The sequence below is a fragment of the Kluyvera sp. genome, assembly GCF_965301105.1.
Genome location: NZ_CBDKZX010000081.1, coordinates 1 through 17,330, shown reverse-complemented (window position 1 = coordinate 17,330; position 17,330 = coordinate 1). Strand labels below are relative to the sequence as shown.

The 17,330-nt window shown below is 53.9% G+C and carries 18 protein-coding genes; 5 read left to right on the top strand and 13 right to left on the bottom strand.

The genetic code is table 11. The features are described from left to right. A partial coding sequence (locus ACW14G_RS19225; protein ID WP_455648729.1) for a membrane-bound PQQ-dependent dehydrogenase, glucose/quinate/shikimate family occupies positions 1-2,011 on the bottom strand: 2,011 nt, incomplete at its 3' end. 204 nt (positions 2,012-2,215) lie between these two features. Here ACW14G_RS19225 and hpt point away from each other — a divergent pair. Beyond that, a complete protein-coding gene (hpt, locus tag ACW14G_RS19220; protein WP_064547513.1) occupies positions 2,216-2,752 on the top strand; it encodes a hypoxanthine phosphoribosyltransferase in 537 nt (178 codons plus the stop codon). Positions 2,753-2,845: 93 nt separating this feature from the next. Here the strand turns inward: hpt and can are convergent, their stop codons facing one another. Then, entirely contained in the window at positions 2,846-3,508 is a 663-nt protein-coding gene (gene can / locus ACW14G_RS19215; protein WP_065356543.1) for a carbonate dehydratase, read from the bottom strand. Positions 3,509-3,609: 101 nt separating this feature from the next. On the opposite strand from can, the gene ACW14G_RS19210 reads away from it, so the two are divergent. From ACW14G_RS19210 to ACW14G_RS19195, 4 genes are all read left to right on the top strand, one after another. After that, positions 3,610-4,536 carry an ABC transporter ATP-binding protein gene (locus ACW14G_RS19210; RefSeq protein ID WP_163448031.1) on the top strand — a complete coding sequence of 309 codons (927 nt, stop codon included), beginning with the start codon at positions 3,610-3,612 and terminating at the stop codon, positions 4,534-4,536. Beyond that, a complete protein-coding gene (locus ACW14G_RS19205) occupies positions 4,533-5,303 on the top strand; it encodes an ABC transporter permease (protein ID WP_167576752.1) in 771 nt (256 codons plus the stop codon). The genes ACW14G_RS19210 and ACW14G_RS19205 overlap by 4 nt, the downstream gene beginning before the upstream one ends. A gap of 111 nt (positions 5,304-5,414) precedes the next feature. Continuing rightward, positions 5,415-5,855 (top strand): PTS sugar transporter subunit IIA, encoded by a 441-nt coding sequence (locus ACW14G_RS19200; RefSeq protein WP_163448029.1) that lies wholly within the window; start codon positions 5,415-5,417, stop codon positions 5,853-5,855. 63 nt (positions 5,856-5,918) lie between these two features. Next, positions 5,919-7,148 (top strand): polysaccharide deacetylase family protein, encoded by a 1,230-nt coding sequence (locus tag ACW14G_RS19195; RefSeq protein WP_167576750.1) that lies wholly within the window; start codon positions 5,919-5,921, stop codon positions 7,146-7,148. A 35-nt stretch (positions 7,149-7,183) separates the two neighbouring features. Here the strand turns inward: ACW14G_RS19195 and panD are convergent, their stop codons facing one another. The 11 genes from panD to ACW14G_RS19140 all read right to left on the bottom strand — a co-directional run. Then, positions 7,184-7,564 (bottom strand): aspartate 1-decarboxylase, encoded by a 381-nt coding sequence (gene panD / locus ACW14G_RS19190; RefSeq protein ID WP_035891933.1) that lies wholly within the window; start codon positions 7,562-7,564, stop codon positions 7,184-7,186. Positions 7,565-7,748: 184 nt separating this feature from the next. Beyond that, a complete protein-coding gene (gene panC / locus ACW14G_RS19185) occupies positions 7,749-8,597 on the bottom strand; it encodes a pantoate--beta-alanine ligase (RefSeq protein WP_167576748.1) in 849 nt (282 codons plus the stop codon). An 11-nt stretch (positions 8,598-8,608) separates the two neighbouring features. After that, positions 8,609-9,403: a 3-methyl-2-oxobutanoate hydroxymethyltransferase gene (gene panB / locus ACW14G_RS19180; RefSeq protein WP_167576746.1), complete on the bottom strand. Its 795-nt coding sequence runs from the start codon at positions 9,401-9,403 to the stop codon at positions 8,609-8,611. A gap of 123 nt (positions 9,404-9,526) precedes the next feature. Next, entirely contained in the window at positions 9,527-10,792 is a 1,266-nt protein-coding gene (locus ACW14G_RS19175; protein ID WP_167576744.1) for a fimbrial protein, read from the bottom strand. A 15-nt stretch (positions 10,793-10,807) separates the two neighbouring features. Continuing rightward, complete coding sequence (locus tag ACW14G_RS19170; protein WP_167576742.1) at positions 10,808-11,383, bottom strand: fimbrial-like protein; 576 nt, start codon at positions 11,381-11,383, stop codon at positions 10,808-10,810. Between the two features lie 4 nt (positions 11,384-11,387). Beyond that, the gene (locus ACW14G_RS19165) at positions 11,388-11,972 is read right to left on the bottom strand and encodes a fimbrial protein (protein WP_167576740.1); all 585 of its coding nucleotides are present in this window, start codon (positions 11,970-11,972) and stop codon (positions 11,388-11,390) included. A 14-nt stretch (positions 11,973-11,986) separates the two neighbouring features. Beyond that, positions 11,987-12,556 carry a fimbrial protein gene (locus ACW14G_RS19160; protein ID WP_167576738.1) on the bottom strand — a complete coding sequence of 190 codons (570 nt, stop codon included), beginning with the start codon at positions 12,554-12,556 and terminating at the stop codon, positions 11,987-11,989. Positions 12,557-12,571: 15 nt separating this feature from the next. Further along, on the bottom strand, positions 12,572-15,169 hold the full coding sequence (locus ACW14G_RS19155; protein ID WP_249022309.1) for an outer membrane usher protein: 2,598 nt from the start codon (positions 15,167-15,169) through the stop codon (positions 12,572-12,574). A 36-nt stretch (positions 15,170-15,205) separates the two neighbouring features. Then, positions 15,206-15,937, bottom strand: a complete 732-nt coding sequence (locus ACW14G_RS19150; RefSeq protein WP_249023364.1) for a fimbrial chaperone — start codon at positions 15,935-15,937, stop codon at positions 15,206-15,208. Positions 15,938-16,027: 90 nt separating this feature from the next. Beyond that, entirely contained in the window at positions 16,028-16,633 is a 606-nt protein-coding gene (locus ACW14G_RS19145; protein WP_249022308.1) for a fimbrial protein, read from the bottom strand. Positions 16,634-16,870: 237 nt separating this feature from the next. Beyond that, on the bottom strand, positions 16,871-17,330 hold a 460-nt coding region (locus tag ACW14G_RS19140), incomplete at its 5' end, for a fimbrial protein (RefSeq protein WP_455648728.1).

The following is a 17,330-nucleotide window of genomic DNA, read 5'->3' as shown; positions in this document are numbered from 1 at the left end:
AACCCCAGGCCGGCTGTTTGCACGGCAGGCCAAACGGCGACAGGAACGGGTTCAGTGTAACACCGTACGGCACGCCGTACTGGGGCTGGATACCGGCTTCGGTACCGCTACCTTTCGCGTCCTTCGGCTGCTCCATTGGGTTGCCTGGGCCGCGCGGAATCAGTTTAGAGACGAACGGCAGCGCCATCGGGTTGGCAATCGCCACCTGACGGTTCGGATCGACGGAGATACCGCCCCACTCAAACATCCCCAGGTTACCCGGGAACACCAGCGTGCCTTGCTCTGACGGTGGGGTGAAGATGCCTTCATAGCGCAGCTGATGGAACATCACGCGGCACACCAGCTGGTCAAACATGGTGGCGCCCCACATGTCTGCACCGCTCAGGTCTTTCTTCGGACGGAAGCTCAGGTCAGAGAATGGTTGGGTTTTGGTGACGTAGTCGCCTTTCGCCGCGCCCTGCGGGACCGGTTTTTCCGGTGCCGGGACGACCAGCTCGCCGTTACGGCGATCCAGCACGAAGATGTTGCCGGTTTTGGCCGGTGCGTAGATAACCGGTACGTTTTTGCCATCGACGGTGATGTCTGCCAGCGTCGGCTGGGACGGCATATCCATGTCCCACAGATCGTGGTGAACGGTCTGGTAGCTCCAGGCAAGTTTACCGGTGGTGGCGTTCAGCGCCACAATGGAGCTGGCAAAGCGTTCCTGTTCCGGTGTACGGTTGCCGCCCCAGATATCCGGAGTAGTAACGCCCATCGGCAGGTAGACCAGGTCCAGCTTCGCATCGTAGGCCGCGGGTGCCCAGGAGTTCGGCGAGTTGAAGGTATAATGCTGGCCGGGTTGCGGAAGGGCGTTAGGATCTTTCGCGCCCGGGTCAAAGGCCCACAGCAGTTTGCCGCTGTTGACGTCGAAACCGCGAATCACGCCAGACGGCTCACGGGTTGAGAAGTTGTCGGTAACCGCGCCGGCAATCACAATCACTTTATCGGTGATGATCGGCGGTGAAGTCGGTTCATACATCCCTGGCGTGGTAACCGGCATATCGGTTTGCAGGTTCAGAATGCCTTTGTTCGCAAAGGATTCGCACAGCTTACCGGTCTCGGCGTTGAGGGCAAAAATTCGGCCATCGTTCACCGGCAGAATAATACGGCGCGGGCAATCGGACACCACGTCAGGCGAGGCGTTTGCCGCCGTCGCTTCGTGATAAGACACGCCGCGGCAGGTCACGTGCTGGAAGCTCGGGTCGGTGCCTAACTGCGGGTCGAAGTGCCATTTCTCTTTCCCGGTGGCCGCATCCAGCGCGAACAGACGCTGGTGGGCGGTACACAGATAGAGCATGTCGCCAATCTTAATCGGCGTCACTTCATTGGTGATTTCACCCGGATCGTTTGGCTGCTTCAGGTCGCCGGTGCGGAACACCCAGGCTTCCTTCAGGTTATGCACGTTCTCCGCGTTAATTTGCTTCAGCGGCGAGAAGCGCTGGCCTTCCTGGTTACGGCCATAGGCGGGCCAGTCCTGGTCTGCAATCTTTGAGATAGGCTCTGCAGGCGTGGCGTCGGCGCTCAACGTGCCGTTCACTTCTTGCGGGTCATGGAATCCTGCCCACGTGAGAATAGCGGCGCTGATCAACAGTGCCACCACCAGTGCGCCAACGGCACCGCTGGACGGCACGATCAGGCGACGCCAGACGAACGGCAGAATCAGCCACACGCCGAAGATGACCAGCACGTCGCTACGCGGGGTGAGCGCCCAGAAGTCGAAGCCGACTTCCCACACGCCCCAGATCATGGTGGCGACCAGCAGTACCGCATACAGCCACAGCGCCGAACGTTTACCGCGCCACAGCAGCGCGGTAACGCCCAGCATCACCAGACCGGCGAGCGGGTAATACCAGGAGCCGCCAACGGCGACCAGCCAAGCTCCGCCAATCAGAAGATACAAACCACAAAAAGCCGCAAAGAGGGTGGTTAACCTCGCGAGCAGTCGTGGTTGTTGGTTTTTTGTTTCAGCCATAGAAAGGTGTCCGTTTGTTTGTTAATTATTGCTTTCATTTGATTATAGGATTTAACAAGTGTGATCGAAATCACAAAATGAGCTTTATTATCGAATTAGCCGCATTAATCGTTTTGCTGGTATACTTTCTCGCTTGCTGATCAACCTCGCGGCTCTGGGTTAACAGGTTGAGTGATTTACATTTAAAATCATGTGGTTAGTTAAATGAAACATACTGTTGAAGTGATGATCCCGGAAGCGGAGATCAAAGCGCGTATCGCCGAACTGGGTCGTCAGATTAACGAGCGCTATAAAGATAGCGGCAGCGAAATGGTGTTGGTGGGTTTGCTGCGCGGTTCATTCATGTTCATGGCCGATCTGTGCCGTGAAGTGCAGGTACCGCACGAAGTCGATTTTATGACGGCATCCAGCTATGGCAGCGGTATGTCGACCACCCGCGACGTGAAAATCCTTAAAGACCTGGATGAAGACATTCGCGGTAAAGACGTGCTCATCGTTGAAGACATTATCGACTCGGGCAATACCCTGTCGAAAGTGCGCGAGATTCTCGGCCTGCGTGAGCCGAAGTCGCTGGCGATCTGTACGCTGCTGGATAAACCGTCTCGCCGCGAAGTGGACGTGCCGGTTGAGTTTGTCGGCTTCTCCATCCCGGACGAATTCGTGGTCGGTTACGGTATCGACTACGCGCAGCGTTACCGCCATCTGCCGTACGTCGGCAAAGTGGTGCTGTTAGACGAGTAATGTGCGGGTGCCTGATGGCGCTTCGCTTATCAGGCCTACGGCGCAGGCTTGTAGGCCGGGTAAGGCGTTAGCCGCCACCCGGCAATCCCTGCGCTACTTATGATTGATATGCTTTAGCTTGAGGTTGGAAATCCCGTGGCGGTAACGCTGCTCCAGGGTTTCGCGGCTGGTGGCGGTCACATCGAGATCGCGCAGCAGGCCGTCATGAATACCGTAGGCCCAACCGTGAATCATCACTTTCTGGCCGCGCTTCCACGCAGACTGCATGATGGTGGAGTGCCCCAGGTTATACACCTGTTCCATCACGTTCAGCTCACATAACGTATCCAGACGACGTTCCTGCGGCATCTCGCCCAGCAATGAACTATGTTTGAACCAGATATCGCGGATATGCAGCAGCCAGTTGTCGATTAAGCCCAGCTCCGGGTTCTCTACCGCCGCCTGTACCCCGCCGCAACCGTAGTGGCCGCAGATAATTATGTGTTCAACTTCCAGTACATCAACGGCATACTGCACCACGGAAAGGCAGTTGAGGTCAGTGTGGATAACCAGGTTTGCCACGTTACGGTGAACAAACAGTTCGCCAGGCTCAAGACCGGTGAGACGTTCGGCGGGAACGCGGCTGTCGGAACAGCCGATCCATAGAAAGCGCGGTTTTTGCGCTTGCGACAGTTTCTCAAAAAAACCGGGATCCTCTTCTATCAGCATCTTTGACCATAGTGCATTGTTGCTGATGAGTGTATCTATGTCGTTCATGGAAGCGGTAACCCAGTAATTTTCGTTGGGTTAATATAGGGCAAGTCCTGATTTATTAAAACCCAATATCAAGTATCGGAATGTAAGGTAAGCGAAAATCTATGACCATTGCACTGGAATTAGAGCAACTGACGAAGACCTATCCGGGCGGTGTGCAAGCGCTGCGTGGGATCGATCTGAAAGTGGAAGCCGGAGATTTTTACGCGCTGTTGGGGCCGAACGGCGCGGGTAAATCCACCACTATCGGCATCATCAGCTCGCTGGTGAATAAAACCTCCGGGCGTGTCAGCGTCTTTGGCTACGACCTGCAAAAAGACGTGGTCAACGCCAAGCGTCAGCTCGGGCTGGTGCCGCAGGAGTTCAACTTCAACCCGTTTGAAACCGTGCAGCAAATTGTGGTGAATCAGGCTGGTTATTACGGAGTTGAGCGTAAAGAAGCGGTTATTCGCAGCGAAAAATACCTGAAGCAGCTCGATCTGTGGGAAAAACGCAACGAACGCGCGCGAATGCTCTCCGGCGGTATGAAGCGCCGTCTGATGATCGCGCGTGCGCTGATGCATGAGCCGAAGCTGCTGATCCTCGATGAGCCGACCGCGGGCGTGGATATCGAACTGCGTCGTTCCATGTGGGGATTCCTCAAGGATCTCAACGATAAAGGCACCACCATTATTCTCACCACTCACTATCTGGAAGAAGCCGAAATGCTGTGCCGCAATATCGGCATTATTCAGCGCGGCGAGCTGGTGGAAAACACCTCGATGAAGGCGCTGCTTTCCAAGCTGAAATCGGAAACCTTTATTCTCGATCTGGCGCCGAAAAGCCCGCTGCCGAAGCTTGAAGGTTATCAGTACAACCTGGTCGATACCTCAACGCTGGAAGTGGAAGTACTGCGCGAGCAGGGGATTAACAGCGTCTTCAGCCAACTGAGCGCCCAGGGCATTCAGGTGCTGAGTATGCGTAACAAAGCGAACCGTCTGGAAGAGCTGTTTGTTTCGCTGGTTCATGAAAAACAAGGAGATCGCGCATGATGCAGCTTTATTGGGTCGCGCTGAAAAGTATCTGGGCGAAAGAGATCCATCGCTTTATGCGTATCTGGGTGCAGACGCTGGTGCCGCCGGTTATCACCATGACGCTGTACTTTATTATCTTCGGTAACCTGATCGGTTCACGTATTGGTGAAATGCACGGCTTTACCTACATGCAGTTTATCGTGCCGGGCTTGATTATGATGGCGGTTATTACCAACGCCTATGCCAACGTGGCGTCGTCGTTCTTCAGCGCTAAGTTCCAGCGCAATATCGAAGAACTGCTGGTTGCGCCGGTGCCGACGCACGTGATCATCGCCGGTTTTGTCGGCGGTGGGGTCGCTCGTGGTCTGTGTGTGGGCATCCTGGTGACGGCGGTTTCGCTGTTCTTCGTGCCGTTCCAGGTGCACTCCTGGGTCTTTGTGGCTCTGACGTTGATCCTGACGGCGATTCTGTTCTCGCTGGCCGGTTTGCTGAACGCGGTGTTTGCGAAAACTTTTGATGATATCAGCCTGATCCCGACCTTCGTGCTGACGCCGCTGACCTATCTCGGCGGCGTGTTCTACTCGCTGACGCTGCTGCCGCCGTTCTGGCAGGGGCTGTCGCACCTGAACCCGATCGTCTACATGATCAGCGGCTTCCGCTACGGCTTCCTCGGTATTAACGATGTGCCGCTGGCCACCACCTTTGGCGTGCTGGTGGTGTTTATCATCGCCTTCTACATGCTGTGCTGGTATCTCATTCAGCGCGGGCGCGGTCTGCGCAGCTGATTGTGCGTAATTTCCCGGCAGACAGCGTCTGCCGGGAAGTATTCTTTGACAGTCATCACCCCTCTTTATCAATCACTCCGCTAAACTACTTGCCTGCTAAGGAGGCAAGCTATGTTAGGTTGGGTGATTTCCTGCCATGACGATCGCGCACAGGAACTGCTGGATCGTCTGGAAAAAAAGTTCGGGCCGCTACCGCAATGCCGGGCGGTAAATTACTGGCGTGGATTAAGCGCCAATATGCTGAGCCGGATGATGTGTGATGCGCTGCATCAAACCGACTCCGGCGACGGCGTCATTTTTCTGACCGACAATGCCGGGTCCGCGCCTTATCGCGTTGCTTCGCTGATGAGCCATAAGCACAGCGGCTGTGAGGTGATCGCGGGGATTCAGTATTCATTGATTGAGAGAATGGTTTCTCTGAGGGATACGCTCAGCAGTAGCGACTTCCGCAACCGTATTGTTGAGCTGGGAACGCCCGGTGTGACGAGCCTGTGGCACCAACAGCAAAAAAATCCGCCATTTATACTGCTCCATGATTTGTATAAGCCTTAAACATTGGTATTGATCGCACTTTTGTTACAATAGCGAAGTCGGTTCCCGCTTCGGTTATTGCTCATGGCTATACGCTCGGTTGTTTTTCTTCTGCTCTTCCTCGCTGGTGGCGTGAGCGCCGCTTTGCCTGCCCGTTATATGCAAACCACTGAGGACGCGACGGTCTGGGCACGCATTGGCAATAAAACCCAGACGGTCGGTAATCTGCGCGCCGGGCAGATTATTGCCATTGAGCCGGGCGCCGAAGATTACTACACATTTAGCTTTGGCTTCGGGAAAGGATTTATTGACAAAGGCCACCTTGAGCCCGTGCAGGGGCGGCAGCGCGTGGAGGATGGGCTAGGAGATCTGAACAAGCCGCTCAGTAATCAGAATGTGATCACCTGGAAAGATACACCGGTATATAACGCGCCGGATGTGGGGAGCGCGCCGTTCGGTACCCTGGCAGAGAACCTGCGCTATCCGGTGGTCAATAAACTCAAAGATCGGCTGAATCAGACCTGGTACCAGATCCGTATCGGTGAACGCCTGGCCTATATCAGCGCGCTTGATGCGCAGGTTGATAACGGTATTCCGGTCATCACCTATCACCATATTCTGCGCGATGAAGAGAACACCCGCTTTCGTCACACCTCGACCACCACCTCGGTACGCGCCTTTAGTAACCAGATGACCTGGCTGCGCGATATGGGCTATACCACGCTGACGATGTATCAGCTGGATGACTATGTGCATAACCGCGCAAATCTGCCGGGGCGCGCGGTGGTTATTACCTTTGACGATGGTCTGAAGTCGGTGAGCCGCTATGCCTACCCGATACTCAAGCTGTACGGCTTTAAGGCCACCGCGTTTATCATCTCATCGCGCATTAAGCGCCACCCACAGAAGTGGGTGCCGAAGTCGCTACAGTTTATGAGTGTTTCCGAGCTGGAGGAGATTAAGGACGTCTTTGATTTCCAGTCGCACACGCATTTTCTGCATCGTGTCGACGGTTATCGACGGCCCATACTGCTCAGCCGCAGCTACCACAATATTCTGTTTGATTTTGAACGTTCACGCCGGGCTCTGGCACAGTTTAACCCGTACGTGTTGTTCCTTTCATACCCGTTTGGCGGGTATAACGCGACGGCGGTGAAGGCGGCGAAAGATGCCGGTTTTCAGCTGGCGGTGACGACGGTGAAAGGGAAGGTGAAGCCGGGGGATAACCCGATGTTGCTTAAAAGGCTGTATATTCTGCGGACGGATTCGCTGGAGACTATGTCGCGGCTAATCAGTAACCAACCGCAGGGATAAGCTGGCGCCCCGCGTGAGCGGCGCGCCAGAGAGGATCAGGCAACCTGAACAGGAATCGCTTTGGCGGTGCGCTTCATCTCGTTGTCGCCTTCGAAATAGGCCACGTTCGGACGCCAGGTACGCGCTTCTTCGTCGCTCATGGTCACGAAGCTGGCGATGATGACGATGTCGCCGACGTCAGCGTTGTGCGCCGCCGCACCGTTGACGGAGATAATTTTAGAGCCGCGTTCCGCCGCAATGGCATAGGTGGAGAAGCGCTTGCCGTTGTTCACGTTCCAGATATCAATGGCTTCGTTTTCCAGGATACCGGCTGCGTCGAGGAAGTCCTGGTCAATGGCGCAGGAACCTTCGTAGTGCAGGTCTGCATGCGTCACTTTAACGCGGTGAAGTTTGCCCTGCAGCATAGTGCGAATCATAGCGTCTACCTTTAATTCTTAACGGATACAAAGCAGTCTTCTGACTGCCTTGAGAAATTTCGCAGGCAGTATTGCCCGATTTCTGACGGGTGTCCATATGCGATTAAGCCTGCTTACGATTTTGCGTAGGCCGGATGGCGACGTAACGCCTTATCCGGCCTACCTGGCGATTATCACGCCGACGTTACAGCTCTACGCTCTGATTATCAATCAGACGCGCCTGGCCCAGCCACGCCGCCATCAGGATCACCGCGCGTTTGCTGTTCTCGGTGAGATCGAGCAGGGTATCGGCGTCGCGAATCTGAATATCATCGGCGCGGAAGCCTTTCTCGTTCAGTTCCTGCTCGGCGATAGCAATGATCTCTGGCAGCTCACGTTCGCCCGCTTTGAGCTTCTCGGCTACACGACTCATGACTTTGTACAGACCCGGGGCGATTTTACGCTGCTCTGCCGTCAGGTAGCCGTTGCGTGAGCTTAATGCCAGGCCATCTTTAGCACGGATAATCGGCACGCCGACGATCTCGATATCGTAGCCCAGGTCGGCGACCATTTTGCGAATCAGCGCCAGTTGCTGGAAGTCTTTCTCGCCAAAGCAGGCGATGTCAGGCTGGATAAGGTTAAACAGCTTGCTGACGATGGTCGAGACGCCGCGGAAGTGGCCTGGACGACTGGCGCCTTCCAGCATGGTGGAAAGGCCGGGAACGTCAACATAGGTTTGGCCTTCCAGTCCCTGCGGATAGATTTCTTTCTCCGACGGGGCGAAAACAAAATCAACCTTACGCTTGTTTAGCTTCTCGCAGTCTTCCTGTAACGTGCGCGGATAGCGCGCCAGATCTTCCGGGCGGTCAAACTGCATCGGGTTGACGAAGATGCTGACAACAACCACATCCGCGCGCGTTTTCGCTTCTTCAACCAGCGTCATATGGCCGTCGTGCAGGTTGCCCATGGTGGGAACCAGTGCGACACGCTTGCCTTCCTGACGTAGACGACGGATATGCTGGCGCAGCAGCGGCAGGGTTTCAATAATCAACACACCTTGACTCCTTAATGGAAACTGTGTTCTTCGCCCGGATAAACGCCGGACTCCACTTCAGCAATATACTGCCGCACTGCGGCGCGCATGTCGCCCGCCGTGCTAAGGAAATTTTTGGCGAATTTCGGAATATGGCCGCCGGTGATGCCAAACGCGTCGTGCATCACCAGAATTTGTCCATCGGTGACGTTACCCGCGCCAATACCAATCACCGGAATCGACAGCGCTTCGGTGACGCGTTTTGCCAGCTCAACCGGCACGCACTCCAGCACCAGCAGCTGTGCCCCTGCCGCTTCCAGCGCCAGCGCGTCGTCCAGCAGCACCTGGCCTGCGTCGCCGCGCCCCTGTACCTTGTAGCCGCCAAAAATATTGACCGACTGCGGCGTCAGCCCCAGATGGCCGCAGACCGGTACGGCGCGGTCGGTTAGCATTTTCACGGTATCCACCAGCCATGCGCCGCCTTCGATTTTGACCATGTTGGCACCGGCGCGCATCACCGTAGCAGAGTGCTCAAACGCCAGTTCCGGCGTGGCGTAAGCCATAAACGGCAGATCGGACAGCAGCAGGCAGTTCGGCGCGCCACGGCGTACCGCGCGGGTGTGGTAGGCGATGTCTTCAACGGTCACCGGCAGGGTGGAGTCGTGCCCCTGGACGGTCATGCCCAGCGAATCACCGACCAGCATCACGTTGATGCCTTCATCGGCGAACAGTTTGGCAAAGCTATAGTCGTAGGCGGTAATCGTCGCGAAGCGCTTTTTTTCCTGTTTGCATTTCTGCAGCAGGGCGATAGTAGTGGGTTTGCTCATAACCTCTCCGGCCATCATAAAAACAAATAGATTGGCCGCATTGTAGGGGAAGAGGAGGGAGAGTGTTAGCCCTTTATGGGCAAATCCCGGCGGCGAGAGACACCAGGATTTGCCGTTCAAAGGTCAAGGGTAGGTGATAGAAAATACGCCGGTGGCGTAAAATTTGCCGGACAGTATTTTCGCACTGCTGTCGCGTTTTAGCGTTGCGTTGAATTTCAGGCTTTGGGTGGTAGTGACAATAGTCCCCCCGGTACCGCCGATGCCGGATGAAGTATCGGTCTCCTCTTCATAGTCCTGATAAACGGAAGTGTCGTCGTTCGGAATCAGCACCATTTCATCACTGACGCTATTAGCCAGCCCTTTAATTTGCAGCCCCACGCCATCGGCTTTTCCTGATATCAGGGTATTTCCCAATAATGTGGGATCTTTGCCGGTGGTTCCGGCGGTCAGTTTAACGGCGATATTGCGTACCCGACTGCAGCCGCTGAGCTCAATACTAAACGGAACCGGTTTTGCGCCATTGATAATATCGTTTGGGCTGAAAGCTCCCATTGATACTGTTGTTCCGCTAGAGTTATCACCGCCCAGAACAGCTGCCGAACAGGTTGGTAGCGAAATCTTAAAGTTACTGGTCGAAATGGTATAGGTATCATGATAAGAAATAATGCCCGGCCCCGGATTTGGGTTGTAGATGCGGTAGGAATACCCGCCGTTGTTTAACAGCGAAATCGTTTCTGCGCCCTTAGGGTCAAATGTGGCGTCATTATAAAAGGTAATTGTTGCCCCACCGGTAAAACCGCCAATCGGTTTATAACCCATCCCTGTTTTCTGGTCAGCGCAGCCGCTACCACCACTCTTATCGTGTTCAATGAGTGATACGGGGGCTGAATAATCTCCAACGTATAATGGGTTGGGGGTAAAGCTTATATTCCAGGAACCCATATTGGCTATACTGTAGGTGAAATAGAGCCCCTGGATATTTGTCTTCAGTAATTTATGTCCGCCATAGACCAAACCTGAATCCTGAAAATTATTTTCCAGTACAAGATCTGCGCCTGTCGCTCCCTCGTTGGTGGTACAATAAATTGTGCCGTTGTTTGAGCCGCTGTTGGATGAGTTAGTTACCCATGTAGAGACGTTGCTCGGCTGTAACGTGCTGGACTTGTAGAAAATAACCGTTTGGTTTCCGGTGAGTGATATCGTGGTATTGGTAATGCCTTCTCCGGTTGGCCCTTGGCGATCATAGCTACCCGTATGTGCGTTGTTTCCGACAATATAGGTGGCAGGGCCATCGGCAAGAGCATGAGGTATATAGCTCACGACTGAAGATAGAGTCAGAATCAGTGTGCGCTTAATCCATTTCGGCGAGGTGCTGGAAAAAATACTCATCGGCTATCCTTTGAATTATTCATAATAGACAGAAACCAGCACGCTGGATTTGATTTTTCCCCCGGTAACGGAGCGGGAAGCCACCACCTTTTGCATCCGGGCATAAAACGTATATTTTGCGTTGGTGTAATCAGCTTGGGTGACGTTATAAACGCTGCGCGGCGTGCCGTCGGTGTTCAGCACGTTAAAGATATTTTGCTCGTCGTGAGTGGAGAAAATCACCACCCCCACGTTATCTGGCCCGGTTTTGTCTTCGTTAGCAAATATTTGCCCGGAATAGGGGGAGAAACTGCCTGACAGCGGCGCAAACTGGAAAGTGATTTGCGTTGGCGTTTTGCCGCCCACGGAAGCGCAGTTATTCACCTCAATATAGAACGTTCTGCCGCCGGCCAGAAAATCTTCCGGTGTTTCATTGTTGGCAAAATAGTCCTGACTTACGGTACCGAGATCGACCGTGCCATTATTATCGAGACTAATCTGGCAGCTTGGGTTAATGATATTGGCCTTAATCTCCATGCTGGTATCGGCCGCGCAGAGCAACGGTATGGCGCATAACGCCGGAGCAAGCAACGAAAGTAAGCGTTTCATCATGGTGTTACTCATACTCGACGGTAAAAACGGTTTGGGTTGAAAACGCGCCAGGCTGAAGGTCGACGATGCTTTTCCCTGTCTCAAAGACGATACGGGTGCTGAGTGGCCAGGAAACGGTTTGATCATCTATCGCCCCGCTGACATCAACGGTAGATTTGGGTTTGGTATTGCAGTTGAGCTGGGTGCTGCCCGCGCCCGCTGGCGTGGCGGTGGTCCAGACTTCCGCCGCCACGCCGGTGGCGGCGTCGGTGCCGCTCAGGCTATTTTTAAAGCCCGCGCCGTTGCCCGCGGTTCCGCCGCAGCCGCTCTGCCCGCTGAGCGTCACCAGCGCCTGTGATTTTATCAGCCCTTCACAGGCGCTAAAGACGAGTGAAAAGCGCTTTACGTTGGTTTTTTTGACGATTTCCGGCACGTACACGTCGCCAATATCAATCACCGTGGCCGGACGGTTATTGCTATCGTATAGCTGCGTCGTGCAGGTACTGGGGGTTATCGTCGTTTTTACGGTGAGCTGCGTGGTGCCTGCTGCAAGGAGGTGACCGCTCAACGTGAGCAGCAGCGCCAGACACAGTGAGAAAATACGCGGCATCGTGAACGTCCTTGTTATTGATAGGTAAAGGAGAAGGTGGCGTTAGCCTGAAATACCCCCGCAACGGGAGGAGCCGTGGTCAGGCGACGGAATGAAACGGAGAGATCCATTCCGTTGGTTATTTGATCGCTGGTCCATGTGACGCTCTGAGCGCCATTGAGCTTGATGCGTTGGCCGTCGGTACCGCCTTTTGGTTTAATTGCCATCGAGACGTTTTCGGCGTAGCCGCTGATGCTGGTATCGTTATCGATAAAGTAGATGTTTCCGGGGTTAACGTTGCCGCTAATGGTCATCACGATGCTGACGATTTCGTTATTACACTCGGCGGGCATAAGTTTGAAACTGCCTTCCGTATTCGCAGTCTGGTTGATGATATCCAGCACGGTCATTTGAGGAACATTCAGCGTGTAGCCGTCGGCTACGCTGCCGCTTGCCGTCGCGCTTCCCAGCGCTGTTATCGTCATGGCGCAGGTGGTTTCTTCCACCGTGGCGTCAAAGTTGACCGACAGGTTTTGCGCGTGCAGTTCACCGGCCAGAAGGAGCAGCGTGACCAATGAAACCGGGATGTAAGAAGGCGCTCTCATTATCTCCTCCTGAGATTATTCTATTTGACAAACGGCGGCGTTGACGATGGGCATCTGCCCTTTGTCTGCGTCAGTTTGCGGTAGTTGATAATGTGCCTTACAGCTCTGCGGCTGATTTTTCACCGTCCAGCGCACCACTATATCCCCTTCATCCTCCACGCCGCGTACAAACGCCTGACCGCCCTGACCAACGGCGCCCAGCGATATACCCTTGGTATCAAAGATGCTGGCGGCGAAAGGCAGCGGCTGGCCGTCGCTGCGCGTGAGGTTAAAGATTGCCGAACGACGCTGGTCAGTTTCAAAGGTGCTGAAAATCACCGCGCCCTGGCGGGGAACAACGGTGGTACTGGTGCTCTTCATTTCGACATCGTTATCCAGCTCGCTGATGTCCAGCGAGACGGTGTTTTCGCGGTAAGGCGTCAGTGAGCTGAAGACCCCATAGCCAAAGCGGTCGACGGTGTTGCTGCCATAGCCAATTCGTGCCCCTTGCGCTCCTGGCGCGTTCACCACCAGCAGCGTATCGTTTTCGTTGAAGCCGTCGCCGGAGAAGGTTAATCCGCCACGGTGCAAGACGAAGCCGCCATCGGTGCTCAGCGAGTACTGACGGGACTGGTCGTTGCTGGCCGAGGCGGAACCGGAATAGGTGCCCCATGGCGACTCATACGAAGCATAGGTGCCGACGGTGGAGAGGTTCTGATCGCCATTCACCCGGTTGTAGCCCGCGTTCACGCTGTAGTTCCAGCGATTATCTTTGCTGTTGCCGTTCACCGTCGTGTTGTACTGATCGTTGCCTTTCAGATCGCTGTTCACCGAGCTGCTCAGCGAGTTGAAACCGCCGCTGCCCGACTCTTTACCAAACAGTTTGTCGAGAGGGACGTTCAGCGTCAGGTAGATAGCGTCGTCTTCCTCGCCTTCCTCATCGTAAGAACGTTGAATGCCAACGCTGTAGCTTGCCCACTTAAAGCTGTTGCTGTAGCCGAATGAAAAGCTGCTCTGGCTATCATTGGTGACCCAGTAGCGGCTCCATGTCCCGGTCAGGTAAAAGGAACCATAGTCATTTTTACCGTCGCGTAATGACTGGTTCATACTCAAATTGACCTGATCTTTCAGTCGGCTATAGCTATTCATGTTCTGGTATTCATCGTGCGTCATATGCTTCGCGCTATCGATTAGCTCCATCGCATCAGTCAGGCTGAGGTAGTTTTTGGTGGTATAGCGATAAGCCGCGATGTTCAGCGAGGTGTTGGTTGGCGCGAAGAATTTATTCCACGAGATACGGTAACTCTGGCCGGTATAGGTTTTTATATTGGGTATGGTGGTTTGCGAATGCGTCACATCGAGGGAGAAAGCCCCCAGGACGGTGTTCATACCCACGCCAAGCAGACCGGCATAGTAGTCGTTATCGGTGATCTGAAAACCGGTATAGCCGGTAAAGGTGTTATTGAAGCCGTAATAAAAGGTGCCCTGCGCCAGCATTGGCGCTTCGACCAGATCGTCTTGCTGAATTTCACCGAGGCTCATATCCCAACTGCCGACGCCTGGGTGCATCATTTGCACCAGCGAGGAATAGGGCTGGGTAAAGGTTCGTTTAGAGCCGTCGGCTTCTTCAATGGTGACCACCAGATCGGCGCCGTAGCCGCCGGGAGTAAAATCGGTCAGCTCAAACGGCCCCGGTGGGACAGTGGTTTCGTAAATTTTATAGTTGTTTTGCGTGATAGTGACTTTCGCGTTGCTTCTGGCAACGCCATGCACGCTGGGGGAGTAGCTGGCCAGGACTGGCGGCAGCATTAACGTTTCGCTGTATAAGCGAACGCCGCGCACGCTCACTGAGTCGAAGGTATTGCCGGAAGTCCCTTGTTCGCCCACGGCAAATTGCGAACGCAGCGCCGGAATATCATGTTGCACGTAGCTGTGCTGCAGATCGAAAGACCCGCCTTCATCGTTGCGCCAGGAGTAGTTGCCCTGTGAGCGCAGATGCCAGCCCCCGAGGTTGATCCCCGCGTTCAGGCCGGAGTAGAAGCTATCGTCGGAGTCATCGGCATATTCATTGTGCCAGGCGTTGGCGTTATACGAGAACATCGCTGCGTTAACGCCATCTTCCCAGAAGGAGGGGTCGATATAGTTGCTATAGCTCTTCTCTTCCCACGCCTGGGGAACTGAAATATTCAGTAGCTGATCGTTGACGTTATACTCGATTGACGACTGCGGTATCAGTTTGGCCAGGTCCAGGCAGTTTTCTATATCACTGTCGCGCTTTTGCAGAATGCCTTCGTTGCCTTTGTATTCCGGCTGGCGAATATGCAGGCGCATCAGCATGGATGGTGTAATACAGGCTCTGGCGCTGCGTTTATCCCCCATATCAATAAACGTCAGTTGCATATTGCCCGCGGTTTGATTGTTTACACTGACACCCACATCATAGGTGCCGGGAAGCGTCGCGTTACCGTTAGCATAACGATCCAGGTCGATACCGTTTGCGGAAGTGCCCATCAGGAATGTCCGATCGAACTCCAGGTTTTCTTCGGACCGGGCGTAATGGCTGGAGGTCAATATGCAGCAGGCGATAGCCCAGGCAAGCCGGGTTATCTGGCATTTTTTTGATACGCGTGACATAGCTTTCCCACAGTAAAGAAAAAAACCGCAAATGAATTACAGAGAGGCGTTGCCGCTGATATCACCGCCAAAATCGCTGATTGCGTGGTATTCAAGCCTGGCTGGCGACGGCGGCGTGCTCAGTCCTTTGATCGGGAAATCGGCGCTGCTTTTTGGCGCGATCATCGTGGCCGTGACTTCATATTTTTTGCCCGCGCTTTCCAGCGCGATGGAACTGAAAGAGACAAAATAAGGCGTAGGGTTAGTGACATGAACGACAGCGCCCGTCGCGGCTTTTTTGGCCTGCCAGGTGAGCTTCTCTGGCGCTTTTGATGATGTTTCCGCCAGCCCTTCCGGGCGGTAGAACAGCTTAATGCGCGTGCGGAACGCTAACTGCAGCAGGTTCTTACCTTTGGCATCGGCTTCGCTGGGTTTGGGGGGGATTTCCAGCGCGTTAAACCAAAATACGCTTTCCCGGTCTTTGGGCAGCGCAATACTGCCGGTATAGGTAAATTTCACCGTCTGGCCGCGTTTGGCGTCAATGCGCGAAACGGGAGGCGTCACGGTAAAGGGAACCTTGATAGTGCTGGGATCTTCGTTATCTTTACCATTATCCAGCCAGCTTTGTACCAGCAGCGGTCTTTCGCCTTTATTCTCCATACGAATAGAGGCGTCTTTCTGCGATTCTTTATAAATAATTCGGGTGCCGGACAGGACAATATCGGCGCTGGCCTGCGTGCAATAGGCCATGCTCAATACGCAGAGTAAACAGTGGGTAAGATGACGCATCCTGGTCATATGCTCTCCTTAATATTCATGAAAGGAAATAGCCGTAGCCATTTCCTTTTTCAGGCTTATATCACGACTAACAACACGGAATTAGTTGTAGGCAATGGTGTAGGCCGCGTTGGTTTTAACAAAGCCCGCGGTGACCGGCACGACAACCGGTGTTGCTGCTGGATCGGTCTGGGCGACGTACGAAGCGACGAAGCTCCACTGTGCTTTTTTGCTGGTATCAAAGGTTTGGGTGTGGGTATCTTTACCGTCAACGGTCACCATGGTGTAGGTGCCCGTCGTCGGGTTTACTTCGTGGATAGCCACATTCACGCCCTTCGCGGCATCAGTGATACTTTCGTCGTTATTCAGCGTACCCTGGCCGTTGCTGCGGAACTGGGAGGTCATGGTCAGGTTAGCTTTTGTCTGGGTTTCAAAGCCGGCTTTGCTGCAGTCAACGCTGATGGTGAAGGCTTTCGCTTTCGCGCCAACGCTGTTGGCTTTTACCAAACCTGCACTATTCACTTCAGCAACGGAAGCGGTTTCCAGCTGGATCTGGGCATCCTGAGCGCCGTTGTTTACGCTCATTACGCAGGTGTTGTCGCTAACCAGACCGGCGAAGTCAATCTGGCCGCCATCTAATGCAAAAGCAGAAGAGGAAAGCGTTGCCGCAGAAAATGCCAGGGAGATGACAAGTAATTTTTTGTTCACAATTAAACGTCCTTTAAAATAAATCAACGGTGAGTGAAAATAAATTTTTCACCGGGTAAGCATACGTTATTCAATTTCGCTGAGTAAAATAAGCAAGGTGTATGTTTCTCTTCCATGTTATTTGTCACGATTAATTGATATTGCTATGGTGAATAACCGCGATTTCACGGGGCGATAATTGTGCCTGGTAAATAAGGAAATGGTGTAACCATTTCCTTTGTGGATAATTAATAAAAATTAATTGTAGGCAATGGTATATGCCGCGTTGGTTTTAACAAAGCCAGCGGTGACTGGTACGACAACTGGTGTCGCGGCTGGATCGGTCTGGGCGACGTACGAAGCGACGAAGCTCCACTGTGCTTTTTTACTGGTATCAAAGGTTTTGCTGTGGGTATCTTTACCATCAACAGTCACCATGGTGTAGGTGCCCGTCGTCGGGTTTACTTCATGGATAGCCACATTCACGCCCTTGGCGGCATCAGTAATGCTGGAGTCATTGTTCAGCGTACCCTGACCGTTGCTGCGGAACTGGGAGGTCATGGTCAGGTTAGCCGTTGTCTGAGTGTCGAATCCAGCTTTGCTGCAGTCAACGCTGATGGTGAAGGCTTTCGCTTTCGCGCCAACGGTGTTGGCTTTTACCATACCTGCACTATTCACTTCAGCAACGGAAGCGGTTTCCAGCTGGATCTGGGCATCC

Excerpts from the sequence above, each read along its gene's own strand:
- hpt (WP_064547513.1), top strand. The coding sequence starts at position 2,216 with ATGAAACATACTGTTGAAGTGATGATCCCGGAAGCGGAGATCAAAGCG.
- can (WP_065356543.1), bottom strand. The coding sequence starts at position 3,508 with ATGAACGACATAGATACACTCATCAGCAACAATGCACTATGGTCAAAG.
- ACW14G_RS19210 (WP_163448031.1), top strand. The coding sequence starts at position 3,610 with ATGACCATTGCACTGGAATTAGAGCAACTGACGAAGACCTATCCGGGC.
- ACW14G_RS19205 (WP_167576752.1), top strand. The coding sequence starts at position 4,533 with ATGATGCAGCTTTATTGGGTCGCGCTGAAAAGTATCTGGGCGAAAGAG.
- ACW14G_RS19200 (WP_163448029.1), top strand. The coding sequence starts at position 5,415 with ATGTTAGGTTGGGTGATTTCCTGCCATGACGATCGCGCACAGGAACTG.
- ACW14G_RS19195 (WP_167576750.1), top strand. The coding sequence starts at position 5,919 with ATGGCTATACGCTCGGTTGTTTTTCTTCTGCTCTTCCTCGCTGGTGGC.
- panD (WP_035891933.1), bottom strand. The coding sequence starts at position 7,564 with ATGATTCGCACTATGCTGCAGGGCAAACTTCACCGCGTTAAAGTGACG.
- panB (WP_167576746.1), bottom strand. The coding sequence starts at position 9,403 with ATGAGCAAACCCACTACTATCGCCCTGCTGCAGAAATGCAAACAGGAA.
- ACW14G_RS19175 (WP_167576744.1), bottom strand. The coding sequence starts at position 10,792 with ATGAGTATTTTTTCCAGCACCTCGCCGAAATGGATTAAGCGCACACTG.
- ACW14G_RS19170 (WP_167576742.1), bottom strand. The coding sequence starts at position 11,383 with ATGATGAAACGCTTACTTTCGTTGCTTGCTCCGGCGTTATGCGCCATA.
- ACW14G_RS19165 (WP_167576740.1), bottom strand. The coding sequence starts at position 11,972 with ATGCCGCGTATTTTCTCACTGTGTCTGGCGCTGCTGCTCACGTTGAGC.
- ACW14G_RS19160 (WP_167576738.1), bottom strand. The coding sequence starts at position 12,556 with ATGAGAGCGCCTTCTTACATCCCGGTTTCATTGGTCACGCTGCTCCTT.
- ACW14G_RS19155 (WP_249022309.1), bottom strand. The coding sequence starts at position 15,169 with ATGTCACGCGTATCAAAAAAATGCCAGATAACCCGGCTTGCCTGGGCT.
- ACW14G_RS19150 (WP_249023364.1), bottom strand. The coding sequence starts at position 15,937 with ATGCGTCATCTTACCCACTGTTTACTCTGCGTATTGAGCATGGCCTAT.